We start from the raw sequence: 17,664 nt of genomic DNA on the forward strand, positions 1-17,664 counted from the left end.
TTAGAAGTCCTTCGCGCGGAATTCTTTGTGGCAGCCTTTGCAGGTGCCGCCAAGTTTGCCGAGTGCTTTGCCCAATGCAGGACGACCTTCGCCAGCGACATCATTCAATGCAACAAGTGCCTGATAGAATTCTTTTCCCTTGGCCTGATAGCCAGCCATGTCTTCCCAGATCACCGGAAGGGCGCGGGTTTTGCCCGGCAGGTCGGCGTTGGATGTGCCTAGAGTGTACAGGCCAGCTGCATTGTAGCTGGCAACAGTCATCATGTTGCCAGAAGCCGCTTTTGCTTTTTCAGCACTGTACTCAACTTCGCCTTTTGCCATGGCTGCCAAAGCGCCCATATCATGCCCAAGCAGAGTAAAGTAAGCGCGGCGGGCTTCTACGACGTCGTCTTTGGTTGTGTCTGCTGCAAAAGCTGAAGTTGCAGTCATAGCGACCAGCGCAGTGATCAATAGTTTACGCATGGATTTCTCCGTGTTTGGTGATTGCCTAGTATTTGATGGGAGTGTTTTTGTTTTGATTGTTCTATCTGAAATAAATCTTCTGGCGCCGCATTGGCTGCCATTATCTATTTCTTGTCTTTGCTTGTTCTAGTTATGTATATACCCGTATAAGAATGATTTGAGCTTGCTTGAGGTTAGAATAGTTGAGCCAACTATCGCTTCAACGGGAATGTTGTAATAGTTTGTCGCAAGGTGTAACGGGCGCTTGCATGTATTCGTTTGAGAGATCATGCAGGTACAGCTTCCTCAACCAGATGCCCCTCATCCATGGTCAGAATACGATCTGCCAATTGCAGGATACGGTTGTCATGAGTGACCATCACCGTGGTGATGCCACGCTTCTCTCCCAACTCTTTGAGCAGCTTGACCACTGTTAGCCCGGTGTCCTTGTCCAGAGCAGCCGTCGGCTCATCTGCAAAGATGATATCTGGTGAGGAAACCAGTGCGCGCGCGATAGCAACGCGTTGTTTCTGTCCGCCGGAAAGATGGGCGGGCAGATAATCACTGCGATCTTCCAGGCCCAGAATGCTGAGCATATGCCGTGCAGCCTTCTCCTGCTGTGCCGCGTCAACGGTTGCCTTCACACCGTTTTGGTGAACCTGCAACCCCATCAGTACGTTTTGGGTCGCCGTCAGGCTTTCGTGCAAGTTATGTGCCTGAAAGATAAAGCCAAGGCGTCGCCGCAACATGATCTTCATTGTCTCGTCTGCACTGTGCAATTCATGCCCCAGTAAGGCGAGTTGGCCTTTCTGTACATCACGTAGGCAACCCATGAGCGTCAATAGCGTGGTTTTGCCGGACCCGGACGGACCCATCATTACGGTCAAACTGCCTTTTTCGATCTCGAAGTTAACGTCGAATATAGCTTGTTTGCGTGCTTCTCCTTCGCCAAACCAATGGTTGAGACCGGAGACGCTGATTGGAGCATGTGGTGTGTATGTCATCATCAGTGCCTCCTAGAACAGGTCGGCTGGATCAGCATGAGCCAATCGACGCGTTGCAATGGTTCCAGAAAGTGCACAGGCGGCCAACGTGCCGAGAAAAACAATAAGCGCCCGCGCCAGAGTGAGCCCCACAGGCAGACCGGATTTCAATGCCAGCATTTTGTAAATGCCCATGGCAGCAAACACCCCGGGGAAGAACCCAAGCACTGCAAGGACCATGGCTTCCTCAAAGATGATGCTGAGGAAGAACCCTTGACTAAACCCCATCGCCTTGAAGGTTGCATACTCCTTCAGGTGATCGGCCACATCTGTGCTGAGAACCTGATACACGATGACAATGCCCACCAGCACGCCAATGATAGTGCCAAATCCGAAAATGATGCCCACTGGCTTTTCTGAGGTTTGGTAGGCTTGTTCATCGGATGCTGCTTTGGCGAAACTGCGGATTTTCAAGGTATCTGTAGGCAATACCTGCTTCAGCAGTTCAACTGTCCGCTCAACAGAAGCACCTTCCTGCACCTTCAATAAGATGTGGTCTGGTGCTCCGGAACTGCGGGAGGGTGAGAGCCGCAAGACGCTCTGGTCAGACATCACCAGATTGCCATCTGCACTGAAACCAGCGCCAATCTGCAAGGTGCCGATCAGCTTAACCTGACGGTTGTTCATTTCAAACACAGCGGGTGTTTCAGGTGAAAGTGAGTTGAAGAATTCCTCTGTTCCACCACGTGTTTTGCGGTCTACCAGTGCTGTATCGGGCAAAGCCAACTGCAAAAACTGAGGACGCAGCACCGGAGCCATGAAATCAATGGCTTCGATGGGAAGCCCAACCAATTGCAAACCTGCGATCTGGTCTTTCTGCACGCGCCAGTCCACCTTGGCAATGTAAACAGGAGCTGCTGCCGCGACCTCCGGCAGGGTCAGCGCTTCCAGCATGTGCACACGAGCAACATTGCCGCCTTCGGTGAGGGATTTTGCATCAGATGCGGAAATCAGAATGTCCGCCTCAAACAGCTCATAGGGCTGCAAAGTGGAGCCAGTCAGAGCCCCCATCATGCCGAGCTGCACGAACACCAACACGTTGGCAAAAGCCACCCCAGCCAGTGCGGCGGCAAAGCGGCCTTTGTTGTGCGTCAGCTGCAACCAGCCAATGGGCAATCGTCCCAGCATCCATGTGAGAAAACGGGTCACTTGGCTGCCTCATCGTTTGCTGGCTGAAAGTATCCGAGGATTTCCAGGTTGGTGAGGTTCGCCGCCAGTTCAGATGATGTCTCGTCCAACGTCACAACAACTGTCACCACACGGGCATCCGTGTTTGCGGCGGGGTCTACGCTAATGATGTTTTGTCGTCCGACGATCAGCCCGATCTCTGTCAGCGTTCCGCGCAGTTCCTGCGTCAAAGCTTCTGCGCGTAAGATGACAGCATCGCCAATGTTCAGACGGCCAATCTGGTTCTGGTAAATCTCCATTTCCGCAGTCATTTCGCGGGTGTTGCCAAACTCAATGAGACCTGCAGAAGATGGACGCTCACCGGGTTGCACCAGCAGATCCAGCACGGTGCCATCAAACGGTGCGCGGACAACAGATTTTTCAAGGTTTACTTCAGCGGTGCGCAAAGCGATTGCAGCAGATTGTAACTTGCGTTTGGCGAGTTCCACATCCGCCTGAGAGAGATCGGCTGAACCACTGTAGCGCTGCAGAGTTGCCACCTTGCGAGCTACATCCAGTAAAGCGCTTTCGGCTTCAGCTTCTGCGCGGTCCAGTTGCGCTTGTGTAACCACTTTGCGGGCAAACAGAGACTTGGTGCGCTCCAGTTCCGCCTGTGACAGATCCGCGTTGGTTTTGGAACGGTTAAGATCGGCTTCGTTCTCCACCTGACTGGCTGTGATAGAGAGCTGGACCTGCCGGAGGGAAGCCTCAGAAACCGCTATTTCCGCCTTGGCTGCCTCAACACTGGCTTCCAGTGAAGGACGATTGTCCAACAAGGCGAGCACAGTGCCTGTCTCAACCCAATCACCGACTGAGATTGGCAACTCCGCAATGCGGGCATCCCCTGCTCCGAATGGCAAGGCTATGGTAGAAACGCCGTCCCGCGGGATCAGCTTACCAAGTGCCACCACAGCGCCAGCTTCCAGCGCTTTAATGTCTTCTTTGGTCACTGTCGTGTTGATTGGAACGGCAATTTTCTGATTGCTTCCGCCACCCGGCTCCAGCCCTGTCATCTCATAAAACAGGCGTAGGCCAGCGGGCTGGAAGTACATGCCCATGACACCACCGGTGAACATGATAGCAATGAAGACAGGGACAAGCAGAATAATCCGCTTGAATGGCAAACCCTTGCGAGCGTTACCCGAAATAGACGAAATGCCCGTGTCTTCCAAAGGCAAATCTTCGTTTGGCGCATTGTGATGGGTCACAGGACCACCTCTGCTGTGACTTGTTAATTATTACTTTCTAATATTCTAATATTAAAATCACGCAACCCAAAAATTGTACGGATTTGTAACACAGGTGGAATTTGAGTTTTGGGTGTGTTTGGTGATGCTCGAGTAACACCGGAGCTATCTGATTATTCCAACGAAAGCGAGTTTATCGAACGGTGCTAATTTCGTCGCATCCCGTCTTCAAGTTCAATTCTTCCAGTTCCGCGCAAAGTTCAACGACTGCTTCTCTTAGTTCGTCAGGGCTATCAGCGAACTCATCATCAATTTGTGCAGATAAGTTACAGCCCGTTTTCTCTTGGAACATTGTGACCGCTCGCATCAGTTGATCAAAAACATGTACAGCTGATGGGGTCAGAGGAGGCGTGATGCTAAAGGTTACTTCAATAAAGTTTTGCTCACCTGATGCGACCAACTCCGGTAGGACATATCCTATCTTACCGTCATTCGGTTCGATCCAGATTAGATAGTCAGTTTGTCCTGTCGGGTCATCCCACTGGAAGCAATCCATATCTCCCCATTTGAACCCCATTGTGTGCAATAGGTTCCATACCTCTTTGCCATCAAAAGTCTGGTTTGCATCAAGGTAGGCGGTAATGCTTACACAATCTGGTGCCAGATTGTTGATCGTCTCAACGCGTTCGAATTTTTCAAGGATATAATCTTCGCTGAGACTTGAGGACGAAAAGCCAAAGGGTAACGATGTAAGAAATGAGCTCAGTGCCTCTTGCGCTTTTAGAACGATCTCAGGGCTTGTCTCGGAGAACTCATGTGGGGACCAGCTGGCAATCAACTCTTGCCCCTCAGTTGGTGCATCTGAAGAACTTAAGTATGTTGTTATGCCCTTCGGTGTCACGACATAAAACTCCGGTGTCAGCTCTAAGCTGGGAGGGATTTCTTCGAGAGCACTTCGTAGAGCTTTACAGAGAAAAACTTCGCGGGCCTTGAAGCGAGAGATAATGTCGATATTCCAGTTTGGTTCGACATTTTGGTCTTCGAGAGGTTGACCGCTTAACTCCTGAGGCAGAGTAATTGGTGGTGGGATCAGATCTATTATACGTGGAAGTTTGGCGGTTCCAGGTATAGCTTTTTCGACTCTCTCACCAGATAAACTGGAGGGAACCTCTTCTAAATCACCTATGTTCAAATCTGAGGGTGTTTGCTGGATGTTCTTGTTCTTTGATGAAAAAAGTTTCCTTAGCAACTTCATCATTTTGGTCCAGCTTCCTTCAAAGACTGCCCAACACAAGATCAAGAAAATCTCGTTGAAAGATAGTTGGGGAGAGACTTCACAAAGTAGCTTTCTTTAGTTCAAGCTACTCTAGGCAGTATTTGCGGCATCTAATTGCGCAGTCAATATAAGATTGTAGCCAGTCAGATATCTCGGTGGCACTCAATAATCGAAACTTCGTATTGATTTTTCTGTCTTCGCTTTCTCTGAGAAGAGCGCGACTTCACCTGAACTGCCTGTTACTGCAGTTCAGGTTTTATTCGTTTCACTTAAGCTATTTCTGCCTGCGGGGTGTCCTCTTCTGCGATGCGGGTGAGGAAGGTGTCTACTTCGGCGGAGAGGTCGTTGGTGACTTGTTCCAGCAGGGCTGAGGACTGGTTGGCGGCTCCGGCTTCTGTGGTTGTCTCGTTGATTGCACCGCTGACGGAGACAACGTTGCTGGCGGCTAATGCTGTTCCGTCGGAGGCTGCCTGAACAGCTTCAGCAATTTCTGCGGTTGCCATTTGTTGTTGTTCAACGGCGTCAGAGATGGAGGATGTCAGCTCGCTGATCTCTTTTACCGCCGCCGTGATGGAGCCAATGGCTTCCACAGTGCTGCGGGTTGAACTCTGAATGTCGTTGATCTGCGCTGAGATCTCCTCGGTGGCGTGCGCTGTCTGGCTTGCCAGGGTTTTCACCTCTGTTGCTACCACAGCAAAGCCTTTGCCCGCGTCCCCTGCCCGTGCAGCCTCAATGGTTGCGTTGAGCGCCAGCAAGTTGGTTTGCTCGGCGATGTCGCGGATTAGGTTGAGAACGGTGCCAATTTGCTCAGCGGACTTGGCAAGGGCAATGACTTCATTGTCCGTGGTCTGGGCGATTTCAGAGGTAGACGTCACCAGTGTATTGGCGCGTGTGGATTGGCTGGAGATCTTTTGGATAGAAACAGACAGCTCCTCCGCTGCCGCTGCAACGGTCTCCACGTTTTGTGACGCGCTGGCAGAGGCTTCGCCTGCGCTGTTGGCCTGCTGGGTTGCCTGATTGGCCACATCGAACAAGCGCTCAGAGGAACTGCGCATTTCCATAGACTGGTTAGAAAGCATGGATACATTGCGTTCCAAAACCACGCGGAACTGCTCGACAACCTCTTCTTTTTGCTGTTGGCGAGTTTGCTCACGGGAGCGTTCGGTCTTTGCACGTTCTTCCAACTCGCGGCGGGCGATGGCGTTTTCGCGGAACACCATGACCGCATCCTGCATCTTGCCGATTTCGTCTTTGCGGGCAGCCAGATTGAGGTTCACATCAACAGCACCAGAGGCAAGCTCATCCATTTTAGAAGTGAGCGAAACGATTGGTTTGCTGAGGCTGTTAGCCAGCCAGAGAGCAAAACCAAGTCCGCCAAGACCTGCGATCAATGCAAGGCTGAGAGAAATGATGTTCAGCCGCCGTGCATCCGCATTGGCCTGTGCAAGTGCTGACTGACTGGCGGTAACGGTGGATGATACAATCGCGTTGATGGAAGCCCGAAGAGCCTGATTGTGGCGCTCGATCTTCTCTTTGGTTGGGATCATGCGGGATGGTGTAATACCCAGCAGGATAGCCGCATCTTTACTCCAGTTTTTAAAGCTGGTCTGTGCTGAGAGAACGGCCTGCCGCATTTCGTCATTGAGCGCGACCTCTAGCGTCTCCTCAATATCCATGCCCAGAGATGCGTTGATGTCTTTAAACTCACGGCGAAACTCTTCGGGCTCAATGAACGTGGTCATGGCGAGTGCTGTATCGACGACCTCTTTGGCGTGCTCAAAATCGTTGACAATGGTGAAGGAAAGGCGCTGTGCTTCCAGCGCTTTTAGCGTCACACGGCCAAGGTTTTCACGGCCTTCAGCTGCCTGCCAGACAAGGAATGCCATCAGTGCCATAGCGACGACAATGAGGCTAAGGATCGGAATGAAGATTTTACTGCGAATAGTCATGGATCCGGCCCTTAGTTTGGCAGTGTTGGCATTGGCGTTTCAGTACGCTCGGCGGTCAGCGAAACAAGGAATGCCTTGAGGTCCTGAACTTCCCGTTCAGACAGATCAAGCGGGCGCACATGCTCGGACCTGGATGGACGCTCGATGCCGCCAGCATTGTAATGGGCGATCATGGTTTCCAGATCAGGAATACTGCCATTGTGGGTGAATGGGGCGCGGTACGTCAGGTTGCGTAGGCCTGGGGTTTTGAAAGCGAATTGGGCTTTGGGGTTGTCTTCCTCATAAAGCCCGCGGCCAATGTCTTCTGTCGGCGTGCCAATGTCGTGGAACTTGTTGTCCGTAAAGTTCCAACCCGTATGGCAGACCGCACAGTCGCCTTTGCCGTTAAACAGCTCAAACCCGCGTTTGGCGGAGGCAGAAATAGCATTTCCCTCACCTTCAACCCAACGGTCAAACGGAGACCAGCCGGAAACAACTGTGCGTTCATAGGTGGCGATTGCGGTCAGCACAGTGTCACGTGTGATGCCGTCCTGTGGGAAGACGAGACCAAACCACTTGTTGTAACCGGGAATCTCGTCAAGAATCTCAACGATGGTGTCAAACTTGCCGTCCATCTCTTCCGGATTGGTGATTGGTCCGGCAGCTTGCTCTTCCAACGTTTCGGCGCGGCCATCCCAAAACATCGGAGCAACCCAGGCGGCGTTGAGGACTGTTGGAGCCTGACGGCCAAGATGAGTGTTGGCGGAACCAACGGCGGTTGGAACGGGCACTTCGTAACCGAAGGACGGGTTGTGGCAGCTGACGCAGTTGATGTTTTTATTACCAGACAAGCGAGGATCGAAGAACAGCATCTTCCCAAGCGTTGCCATCTGCGGAGAATACGGGGCGTTCTCTGGAAATGGAATTTCCAACGGTCGGCGATATTGCTCTTTCAGCGAATTGATGTCTGCAGCACTCAAGGGAGATGAGGTCAGCCCCAACACAACGGCAGCAGACACATAGCCTGCAACTCTTCCTAGAAATGACATGATGCTCTCCCCTAAGCAAATACAAGGGAGATCCCCTAGCTGAGCAAGAGTTAATGAATGCCTTATCGATTGTTTTGATTAGGCACCTTCACTGATATGTGATGTGAGTTTAGATAGCTTTCCACTGATGACTCTAAAAACTGCGGTTCTACAGTGAGTTACGAAGCATTGATTGCCTGCAAAACATGTATTGAACTGACGCGATAGTGTCTCAGGAGCGTTCTCAATATGCTCAGCGCATGCATGAAGGGGTAAGTTCTACAGCTTGACTCCGCTAAGAATCTCTTATGTCCCTCGTCAGTTGAATCCAGCTGAACCAGTGCCCCTACTTTTCAAAGCTTGTGACAAGAGTGTGCCTCGCTACTGTCCCCTCTTAACTCTTTGTTAACGAAATCGCTTGTCTGCGCTTATAAGGCATCCACTCGCAGTTCAGGTGAACCTGTTGATGTGTATCTGTTTGGCATAGTTGCACACTGCCAGACGAAAGAGACCAGTACTCGGCGTATCTCGAGAGATTTAAGTGCCTTAGTTTTTGTAGTCTGAGGGTTTAAATGAGCGGCGTCGTCACATCTTTCAGACCTGCACGGATGTTGAACACCGGCGGTCTCTATCAGTCTCTTCTTCTATCTACGGCCATCATTGTGCTGCCGAGCGTGGCAATCATGCCAGTGCGCGCGCAATCTGTGTCACCCCAACCCCAATGTTCCATCAGCGGATCAACAGTAACCTGTTCGGGCGACTTGTCGGTTGGGGTTGATATCCAGGGCGGCGCGGGTGGTGCCTACACCAATTTGATCATCGAAAACGTCACGACAAACATCACACCCTCCTTTTTTCTTCCAGGCATTTTATTTGAGTCCAACGGCGATATCACGATCAACAGTGATACAGGTGATTTTATCACCTCGACAGATGGCCGGAACGCGATTGAGGTGGACCCAGATGGTGGGGATGTCTCCCTCACGCACACCGGTGGTATTCAGACGATAAGCCAATACGCCTCTGGTGTTGAGGTGAGGGACGCTGATGCAGTAACAATCACCCATACCGGCGATATTACAACGGATGGTTATTACAGCCGAGGCATTGAAGTTGTCCTGTCTCAAGAGATTTCGATTACTCATACGGGTGATATCACCACGACTGGCAATTATTATGCTCAAGGGATCTATGCGACCACGCAAGGTGGCAGTACAGGTGCCATAACCATCACGCAGACCGGCAATGTCAACACAACGGACGGAGCAAGTACAACTTTGTTTGCACGGTCTGATGGGACGGGCGATGTCGAGATCACGCATGTTGGAGTGTTGACCACCGTTGGCAATGACTCGCGTGGTATTTTTGCTCGTGCTCGTGGTGTGGGAGCTGTTACGATTGATCAGAGTGGGACCATTACTACGGGTGGTAACGCTGCGCATGGTATCATGGTGTACTCCGAGAACACCGCGACTGTAACACACAGCGGAACGATCAACGCTAATGGTACAAACTCAGATGGGATATTGGTTGCCGACGGAAATAATCCGGCGAATAGTTTTCAGGTCAACCTGACAGACAGCACCATCGATGCACAATCGTTTGGCATTAACATTCAGACAGTCGGTGACACGACGTTTACCCTGACTGGTACCAACGCAATCTCAGGCGTTGTTGACGACATTAAAGGCGGGACTGGGGATGACACGATCAACAACTCCGGCACGCTCACGTCAACCAATGGCATCGACTTAGATGCGGGCACCAACGCGTTCAACAACCTGAGTGGCGCAAGGTTTAACTCAGGGGATGAGGTCATTCTGGGTGCAGGCAATTTACTCACCAACGCCGGTATTCTCTCTCCAGGGGGAGATGATGTTGTTCAGGAAACAGATATCACAGGTGACTTCCAAAATGATGCCAATGGGACCTATATCGTCACGTTCAATGCGGGAATGACTGCAAGCGATACATTGGATGTTTCCGGTGATGGCACGTTGAATGGCGGTGTAGTGCGAACCAGCGGAGCAACGTTTGCACCTGTTGGTACCTTTACCATTGTTGATGCGGCTGGCGGTATCACCGGAACGTTTGACAGTGTGGAAGATACCTTGTTCATTGACTGGACGTTGAACTACGGCGCAACCACGGTCACACTCAGCGCCGCAGAACTTGCCAGCAACTTCTGCGGTTTGGCTGATACGGAAAACCAACGCTCGGCAGCGTGTGTTGGCTTGGACAGCTTGCCACTTTCTGCGCCCTTGCCTCAAGCAGTGCTTGCTCTTTCCAATGGAGCTGAAGCGCGGGCGGCTTATGATGACCTTTCCGGTGAAATCTATGCCTCCATCCAAGGGGCATTGGTTGAGAACAATTACCGCCGGATGGCCTTGATCAACAACCGTATCCGCAATGCAGACGCCTCACTTGGTTCCGTGACAGCGGCGCTTGCTCCGGAAGATCCCACAGAGCCGGAAGAAGATCGCCGAAACGACTTCTGGGGCATTGGTTACGGGGCATGGTCCAACACGTTTGGAACCAGTGATACCGCGTCATTGGATAACAGTCTGGGCGGTTTGCTCTTTGGGTATGACCGGGAATTTGCCGAGGAAACGCTCGCGGGTGTTCTGGGTGGTTATGGCCGCACAAATGTAAAACAGGATGCGCGCTCCTCCAGCGGCTCCGCAACAACATGGTCCATCGGCATCTATGGAGAGACAGTGGCCAAAGACATCGGCTTTGTTCTGGCGGGTATTTACAACTGGCACTTCCTTGAAGGGTCGCGAACGGTGGACTTCTCGACCATCAACGAGCGTGAGCACAGCAGCTATAAAGGCCGTGGTTGGCAGTTTTATGCTGAAGCCAACTATGAGTTTCCTGTTATGGAGGCGTTCGCGTTTGAGCCTTTCCTTGGTGTTTCCTATATCGACGTACACACAGACGGCTTTGCGGAGAATGGCGGAACAGCGGCCTTGACGAAACAAGGCGGCAGTTTTGATAGCACCTTCACCAATCTGGGTGTGCGGGGTGCTTATAACGTCTATGACTTGTTCAACGTCAATGCAGCCCTCAGCTGGCGCCACGCCTATGGAGATGTTGATCCTTCGGCCTTGCTGGCCTTTGCGGGCAGCACTGCCTTTGGAGTGGATGGGGCACCAATCTCGCAGGATGCATTTGAGCTGGAAGTTGGCCTTGATGCCCGCGCTGCTGACAACCTTTTTGTAAATGCAGAATACAATGGCCAGTTTGGTGACAACGCGACCATTCATGTCATCGAGTTAGATTTTACGATCAAATTCTAAGCCTCGTAGATATCGAGCCCTCATAACTCGCTGAGGCCCCTCCTGCGGGATGGGCCTATAGTCCCAGATTGTTGCAAGCGTAATCTAAAAGGGGATGAGATGGCTGGTTCAACACACAACCCTGCGCAAAATGCAGAACCAGTGGCGCGGTTGGAGCCCAACGATATCTCGTGCTCTCGTGGCATGGCGATCTGGCTCAGCACCAATCAGGTCTCGCTTGCCATTTCCTCCTATCAAACAGGGCAGTTATTTCTGGTGGGTGTCAAACCCAGTGGTGGTATTCATTTTCATGCCATCGGCACGGGCCGCGCCATGGGCCTTTGGGCAGAACCGCAACGGTTGATCCTCGGTACAGCCAATCAGGTGATCCGGTTTGAGAATATTCTGGAACAAGACCAGCGTGTGGGAGACGCGGATAAGTATTATGTGCCTCGTGTAGCGCACACGACGGGTGATCTGGACATTCATGACATCGTGGCCCTGGACGATGGCAGTATCGTCTTTGCAAACACCATGTACTCCTGTCTCTCAACCTTGCATCCCATCCACTCGTTTGCCCCTTGGTGGACCCCTGATTTCATCTCCAAACACGCTGCTGAGGATCGATGCCATCTGAATGGCATTGCACTCAGGGATGGCAAACCAGCTTATGTGACCATGGTCAGTAGGGCGGACGTGATCAACGGGTGGCGGGATCGCCGGGAGGAAGGCGGCTGCCTGATCGATATTGCCAGTAATGAGGTCATTACCGAAAAGCTCTCCATGCCGCACTCACCGCGTTGGCATAAGGGTGAGCTGTGGGTGGTTAACTCAGGCACGGGCTATCTTGGCACTATTGACCTTGCCAGTGGCACGTTTCAGCCGCGTTGTTTCCTGCCGGGGTTCGCACGCGGACTGGCGTTTCACAACAATCACGCCATCGTTGGCCTTTCCCTGCCGCGTGACGGTTCATTCAAAGGCCTGCCGTTGGATGAAGAGTTGAGGAAACGTGATGCGGACCCATGGTGCGGAGTGCAGGTCATCAACCTTGCCACAGGGGATGTGGTGGAGTGGATCCGGTTTAGAGGTGTGGTGAAAGAGATGTTAGATGTGTGCACTTTGCCGGGAGTTCGATTGCCGTCCGGCGCCTCGCCGACGTCCTCAGAAATGAATAGCCTGCGCACAATCGCCAGCGTTTCAAAACAAGTGGAGACTGCGTGATCCAGCGCTGAGGAGTGAGCAGAGGTTCCCTGCTCACTCGCATTTATGATTGCTCTCAGACCTTCTGCAGAAAGTCGAAGTCGCAGCCCTTGGTCGCTGGCAGTACCGTGTTGTGATAAAGCTGCTTGTAGCCGCGGGCTGGTTCCGGGTTTGGCGAGGTGAAGGCCGCGCGGCGACGTTCCAACTCTTCTTCTGAAACCAACAGTTCGATGCTCTTGCTCTTCGCAGAAAGGCGGATACGGTCACCGTTTTGCACCAGAGCCAATGGCCCACCCAGATCAGCTTCCGGCGTTACGTGCAAAACGATGGTGCCGAACGCTGTGCCGCTCATGCGGGCATCCGAAATACGCACCATATCTTTCACACCGGCGCGGGCCAGCTTTTTCGGGATTGGCAGATATCCTGCCTCCGGCATACCGGAGGGACTGCGCGGCCCTGCGTTTTGCAACACCATCACGTCATCCGCATTGATATCCAGATCTGGATCATCGATGCGGTTGGCGAGATCTTCCAGAGACGAGAATACAACCGCCCTGCCCTCATGCTCCAGCAGTTCAGGTGTTGCGGCAGCACGTTTCAGGATCGCACCTTCTGGTGCCAGTGAGCCGCTCAGTGCAATCAGGCCTCCTTGTGGGTCAACCGGATTGTCAGCAGTGCGGATCACGTTGTGGTCAAACGGATCAGCCTTTGGTGCATCCAGACGATCCCCTAGGCTCACGCCTTCAATGTTGATTGGGCTGCGGTGCACTTTGTCTTTGATCGCGTCCAGAACACCATCCAGACCGCCAGCGGAATGGAAATCTTCCATATACCCCTGACCAACCGGCTTCAGGTCCACCACCACGGGTGTCTCATCAGAAAGCTGGTTCATGCGGTCCAGTGAAATGTCGATGCCAAGACGTCCGGCAACTGCCGTCAGGTGGATGATTGCGTTGGTGGAACCAGAAACGGCGAGTAATACGCGCAGAGCGTTCTCGACCGCTTCACGGGTCATAATCTTGTCTGGTGTCAGAGCGTTCTCTGAAAGTGCCATTTTGGCCGCGACAACACCAGTCTCCTCTGAATTACGCAGACGGTCGGCGTGCACTGCCGGGATGCCAGCTGAGCCCGGAAGGATCATGCCAAGAGTTTCAGCAATCACGGCCATGGAGCTGGCGGTGCCCATCACCGCGCAAGTGCCGGCGGTGGTCGCCAATCGGCCTTCAATCTGGTTGATCTCGGGTTCATCTACCGTGCCTGCGCGGTATTGCGCCCAGAAGCGGCGGCAGTCGGTGCAAGCGCCGAGGCGCTCGCCTTTGTGGCGACCTGTCATCATCGGGCCAGCCACTACCATGGTAGCTGGTTTGCCAGCGGAAGCTGCCCCCATCAGCAAGGCCGGAACGGTCTTGTCACATCCTCCCATCAGCACAACGGAGTCCATTGGCTGTGCGGTAATCATCTCTTCCACTGCCATGGCCATCAGGTTGCGATAGACCATGGAGGTTGGACTCAGGAACACCTCACCCAGAGACATGATCGGGAACGGCACCGGCAGTGCACCAGAGGCGAGTACACCGCGTTTGATCGCTTCCAGCATCTCGGGAAAATGTCTATGGCAGTTGTTAAACCCGCTCTCGGTGTAACAGATACCGACGATTGGCTTGTCCAGACTTGCATCCGTGTAGCCCATGGACTTGGCGAAGGAACGGCGCAAATAGCGGGCAAAGCCCTTGTCGCCATAGTTTGTCAGGCCGTTTTCCAGCCCCTGTACTTTTTTGCTCATCAGATCTCTCGGGAGATTAGCAGGTGGCGGGTGTATTTCGGAACAAGGTAATCCATGATGCCGAGCGAACCGCCCTCACGACCAAAGCCACTTTCCTTGTTGCCGCCAAACGGTGCTTCGGCTGTTGCAAGGAGCGTCTCGTTGATGCCAACCATGCCAGCTTCCAGTCGATCAGCGGTTTTGAGTGCCAAAGCGCTGTCGTAAGAAAACACGTAGGCTGCCAGACCAAACGGGGTGTTGTTGGCCCGTTCAATTACGTCTTCCACATCATCAAAGGTGGAGATCGGGGCGACCGGAGCGAAAGGCTCCTCAATCATGATCGCGGCATCGTCCGGCACGTTCATCAGAACCGTCGGCTCAAGAAAACTGCCATCGGGCAGGTTTTCCGGCTGCTTACCACCTGCCAGCAGGTCCGCACCTTTCGCGATGGCATTCTCTGTCAGGCGCAATGCATGGTCTACGGCGCGCTGGCGGATGAGTGGACCGGTGTTGACACCGTCTTCCAATCCGTCACCAACCACGAGAGATTTGGCATAGCGGGCGAACTCTTCGGCGAACTCCTTCGCGATGGAAGAGTGCACGTAGAAGCGGCTTGGAGATATGCAAACTTGACCGCAATTGCGGAACTTGGTGGCTGCCAGTTTCTGGGCCGCCGCAATCGGGTCAAAGTCCTTATGGATGACCACAGGGGCATGACCGCCCAGCTCCATGGTGACTTTTTTCATGCCATCCGCGCACTGCCGCATCACGTCTTTGCCCACGGGCACAGAGCCGGTCAGCGACACCTTGCGGATTTCTGGTGCATTGATCAGCGCTGGAGCCAGCGCGCGGCTGTCGCCTGTTAAGATAGCCAGAGCCCCCGGCATCAGGCCAGCATCCATCAGGGCCTGACCAATGGCAAAGCATGGTCCAGCTGCTTCAGAAGCAGGACGGGCAATGACAGAACACCCAGCTGCCAATGCTGCCGCAATTTTGCGGGCGGGCAGCAAGGCTGGGAAGTTCCAAGCGGAAAGCGCCAGAGATGGACCGACTGGCTGGTAGTTTACAGTCAGGCGTTCATCAGCATTGCGGCCCGGAATGGTCTGGCCGTAGATGCGCTTGGCTTCTTCTGCCTGCCATTCAAACTGGTCTGCTGCTGCCCCGGTCTCACCAATGGCCTCTGCCAATGGTTTGCCGGTTTCAAGGGACATTACATGGGCAATGTCCTGCGTCCGTTCGCGGATCAGATCAGCGGCCTTGCGCAGCACCTTGGCGCGCTCCCATGCAGGAACCGCAGCCCATTTCGGGAAGGTGTCCTTTGCCAGTTTCAAAGCGCTGGCAATATCGTCTGCACTTGCAGCGGCAATGGTGCCGATCACTTTGCTGGTGACCGGGCTATGTACATCGCGGGTTTCGCCGTTGCTGGCTGGCGCCCACTCTCCGCCGATAAGAAGCTTCGCATCTGTCATGATTAAATGCTCATTTCCAAATATTTGTCCTGAACGTCATCGCACCAGTTGCCAACGTTCCAATTGCCATAAGCGCCCATGCCACCCGCCGGATCTTCTCCGTAATAAACCGGCACGTGCACCACGCTGAGACCTTCGTGGGCTCTGGCTTTTTCCAGGGCGTCACTCAGGTCTTCCGCGCTGTTTCCGCCAGAAAGCGCAAGCACGCCATCCACAGCATTCGCCATGGCGATGTAATCGACAGCCACACCGTCATTGGTGCGGTAATCCTTGCCGTACTGAGCAAGCTGAAGGTGACTAATGGCAGCCATACGGCGGTTGTCGAAGATTAAAACGGTGCCATGCACGCCGTGCTCCACGCCGTCGATCAGCACTTGAGGGTTCATCATGAAGGAGCCGTCACCGGTAAATGCGACAGAGTATTTCCCATTGTCCGCCACGCCGCCTGCGATAAGTGCAGAAACGGCAAAGCCCATGTAGGAAGCTCCGGTTTCGGTGATGGTTTCGCCGACGCGGTCATCTTCCACCACCTGAAAGCCATTGGCCTGCACGTCGCCCGCATCAAAAAGCTTGAGGGCGCCGTGTTTTTTGCAAAAATCAGAAGCGGCTTTGATGGCTTGCGGCTGGGTGAGGACCCCTTGCCCCCACATGAGGTCACTCACCCGCCCTGCTGCATAGCGATCTGCCTTGAAGGCAGTCCATTCGCTTTTCTTTGCAGCACAGTCTTTCAGCCAGTCAGCTTTATTGGCGACACCACCTTTTGCGAGCTCAGCAAGCAGCAGTTTCACCACCTCACCAATGTCTCCGTTCAATGCCGTGGTTTGGGCGTAGTGCTGCACATCCATCGGATCGGCGTTGATGTTGATGACGTGTTTCGCCTTTGGCCAGCCCATACCGGAGCAGTCACTCTGGCACACAGCGCGCGAGCCTATGGCAACAAGAAGCTCTGCTTCCTGCATGGCGTGATTGCCGCTGATGGACCCTTTCGAGCCACCCACATGCATGTTCTGCGGATGTGCATCCGGCAGGATGCCCAGAGAGCCCGGAGATTCCACCACCACTGCACCAGAGGCTTCGGCAAGGGCGCGAAGTTCCTCAGCGAACGGACGGGAGCCGCCGCCCGCTTTGATGGCGATCTTGCTCGTGGACTTTAGAAGCTCCACCGTTTCCAGCAGGTTATGGTCTACGGCTGGAATGGTTGGCTCGTAGGTTGGAACAGTCGGCAGACTGTCCAGCCGGATATCCAGTTTTTGTGGTTGGGTGTTGAGTGGCAGGTTCAGGTAGAACGGGGCTGCCTTGAACGGATGATAGACGCAGCTGGCACCCATGCGCAGAGCATTGCGCAGCGCTTCTGGCGTGTGCAGTGTGTAGGCCTGAGACATGGCTGACGTGATCTGCTGGAACAGACCCTGCTGTGGCTTTGGCACCTGCTGCATGTTGTAGCCTTCGCCAAAGGTCGTCTCATCACCATAGATGTGATAGAGGCCAATGCCGTTGGAGGCGGCTGCTAAAGAACCCGCCATAGCCTGCAAAGCACCCGGCCCGATGGACGTGACAACCGCGCAAACCTCGCCATAAACCCAGCGCAGGGCTGTACCTGCATGGGCCATTTCTACTTCATTGCGGAACTGCCATGTGCGCACAAGGCCAGCGTCCTCATAAATGCGCAGCACTTCGCCCAGCTCGGTAGAGCCATGGCCGAAGATTGCCAGATACTTGGTGACGCCCTGACGCATCAGGCCCAGAACCAGCGCCTCGGAAAGCGTCATGGTCACTTGTTCAGCAAAATGGCCTGCAGCGATGGCAGCTTCCAGCCCGCCTTGGGCTTGAAGCCAGTTGGCGCGCTCCTGCATGCTGCCCGGAACAGATAAAGACATCTCTGTAC

At 53.6% G+C, this 17,664-nt stretch carries 12 protein-coding genes; 2 read left to right on the forward strand and 10 right to left on the reverse strand.

Annotated features, from left to right (window positions below; all coding sequences use genetic code 11):
* From PsW64_RS18910 to PsW64_RS18940, 7 genes are all read right to left on the reverse strand, one after another.
* Positions 1-462, reverse strand: a complete 462-nt coding sequence (locus PsW64_RS18910) for a c-type cytochrome (protein ID WP_063304572.1) — start codon at positions 460-462, stop codon at positions 1-3.
* A gap of 266 nt (positions 463-728) precedes the next feature.
* Positions 729-1,448: an ATP-binding cassette domain-containing protein gene (locus PsW64_RS18915; RefSeq protein WP_244277301.1), complete on the reverse strand. Its 720-nt coding sequence runs from the start codon at positions 1,446-1,448 to the stop codon at positions 729-731.
* Positions 1,449-1,457: 9 nt separating this feature from the next.
* A complete protein-coding gene (locus PsW64_RS18920; protein WP_063304573.1) occupies positions 1,458-2,633 on the reverse strand; it encodes an FtsX-like permease family protein in 1,176 nt (391 codons plus the stop codon).
* Positions 2,630-3,859 (reverse strand): HlyD family efflux transporter periplasmic adaptor subunit, encoded by a 1,230-nt coding sequence (locus PsW64_RS18925; RefSeq protein WP_063304574.1) that lies wholly within the window; start codon positions 3,857-3,859, stop codon positions 2,630-2,632. The genes PsW64_RS18920 and PsW64_RS18925 overlap by 4 nt, the downstream gene beginning before the upstream one ends.
* A 172-nt stretch (positions 3,860-4,031) precedes the next feature.
* The gene (locus PsW64_RS18930; protein WP_063304575.1) at positions 4,032-5,096 is read right to left on the reverse strand and encodes a cell division protein ZipA C-terminal FtsZ-binding domain-containing protein; all 1,065 of its coding nucleotides are present in this window, start codon (positions 5,094-5,096) and stop codon (positions 4,032-4,034) included.
* Between the two features lie 287 nt (positions 5,097-5,383).
* On the reverse strand, positions 5,384-7,063 hold the full coding sequence (locus PsW64_RS18935; protein WP_063304576.1) for a methyl-accepting chemotaxis protein: 1,680 nt from the start codon (positions 7,061-7,063) through the stop codon (positions 5,384-5,386).
* 11 nt (positions 7,064-7,074) lie between these two features.
* Entirely contained in the window at positions 7,075-8,091 is a 1,017-nt protein-coding gene (locus PsW64_RS18940) for a cytochrome-c peroxidase (protein ID WP_063304577.1), read from the reverse strand.
* A 551-nt stretch (positions 8,092-8,642) separates the two neighbouring features.
* Here PsW64_RS18940 and PsW64_RS18945 point away from each other — a divergent pair.
* On the forward strand, positions 8,643-11,369 hold the full coding sequence (locus tag PsW64_RS18945) for an autotransporter family protein (protein WP_208980879.1): 2,727 nt from the start codon (positions 8,643-8,645) through the stop codon (positions 11,367-11,369).
* Positions 11,370-11,468: 99 nt separating this feature from the next.
* The gene (locus tag PsW64_RS18950; RefSeq protein ID WP_063304578.1) at positions 11,469-12,569 is read left to right on the forward strand and encodes a TIGR03032 family protein; all 1,101 of its coding nucleotides are present in this window, start codon (positions 11,469-11,471) and stop codon (positions 12,567-12,569) included.
* Between the two features lie 55 nt (positions 12,570-12,624).
* Here PsW64_RS18950 and PsW64_RS18955 read toward each other — a convergent pair whose 3' ends face one another.
* The 3 genes from PsW64_RS18955 to PsW64_RS18965 are packed head-to-tail and all read right to left on the reverse strand — an operon-like array spanning position 12,625 to position 17,656.
* Positions 12,625-14,331 (reverse strand): dihydroxy-acid dehydratase, encoded by a 1,707-nt coding sequence (locus PsW64_RS18955; protein WP_063304579.1) that lies wholly within the window; start codon positions 14,329-14,331, stop codon positions 12,625-12,627.
* Complete coding sequence (locus tag PsW64_RS18960) at positions 14,331-15,779, reverse strand: NAD-dependent succinate-semialdehyde dehydrogenase (protein ID WP_063304580.1); 1,449 nt, start codon at positions 15,777-15,779, stop codon at positions 14,331-14,333. The genes PsW64_RS18955 and PsW64_RS18960 overlap by 1 nt, the downstream gene beginning before the upstream one ends.
* Positions 15,780-15,781: 2 nt before the next feature.
* On the reverse strand, positions 15,782-17,656 hold the full coding sequence (locus PsW64_RS18965; protein ID WP_063304581.1) for a thiamine pyrophosphate-binding protein: 1,875 nt from the start codon (positions 17,654-17,656) through the stop codon (positions 15,782-15,784).
* Between the last annotated feature and the right edge of the window lie 8 nt (positions 17,657-17,664).

Source organism: Pseudovibrio sp. W64 (genome assembly GCF_001623145.1).
Taxonomy (GTDB): Bacteria; Pseudomonadota; Alphaproteobacteria; order Rhizobiales; family Stappiaceae; genus Pseudovibrio.

Bases quoted from the DNA above. Each gene is read 5' to 3' on its own strand.
- PsW64_RS18960 (WP_063304580.1), bottom strand. From the start codon at position 15,779: ATGACAGATGCGAAGCTTCTTATCGGCGGAGAGTGGGCGCCAGCCAGC.
- PsW64_RS18950 (WP_063304578.1), top strand. From the start codon at position 11,469: ATGGCTGGTTCAACACACAACCCTGCGCAAAATGCAGAACCAGTGGCG.
- PsW64_RS18910 (WP_063304572.1), bottom strand. From the start codon at position 462: ATGCGTAAACTATTGATCACTGCGCTGGTCGCTATGACTGCAACTTCA.
- PsW64_RS18915 (WP_244277301.1), bottom strand. From the start codon at position 1,448: ATGATGACATACACACCACATGCTCCAATCAGCGTCTCCGGTCTCAAC.
- PsW64_RS18935 (WP_063304576.1), bottom strand. From the start codon at position 7,063: ATGACTATTCGCAGTAAAATCTTCATTCCGATCCTTAGCCTCATTGTC.
- PsW64_RS18940 (WP_063304577.1), bottom strand. From the start codon at position 8,091: ATGTCATTTCTAGGAAGAGTTGCAGGCTATGTGTCTGCTGCCGTTGTG.
- PsW64_RS18965 (WP_063304581.1), bottom strand. From the start codon at position 17,656: ATGTCTTTATCTGTTCCGGGCAGCATGCAGGAGCGCGCCAACTGGCTT.
- PsW64_RS18955 (WP_063304579.1), bottom strand. From the start codon at position 14,331: ATGAGCAAAAAAGTACAGGGGCTGGAAAACGGCCTGACAAACTATGGC.
- PsW64_RS18945 (WP_208980879.1), top strand. From the start codon at position 8,643: ATGAGCGGCGTCGTCACATCTTTCAGACCTGCACGGATGTTGAACACC.
- PsW64_RS18930 (WP_063304575.1), bottom strand. From the start codon at position 5,096: ATGATGAAGTTGCTAAGGAAACTTTTTTCATCAAAGAACAAGAACATC.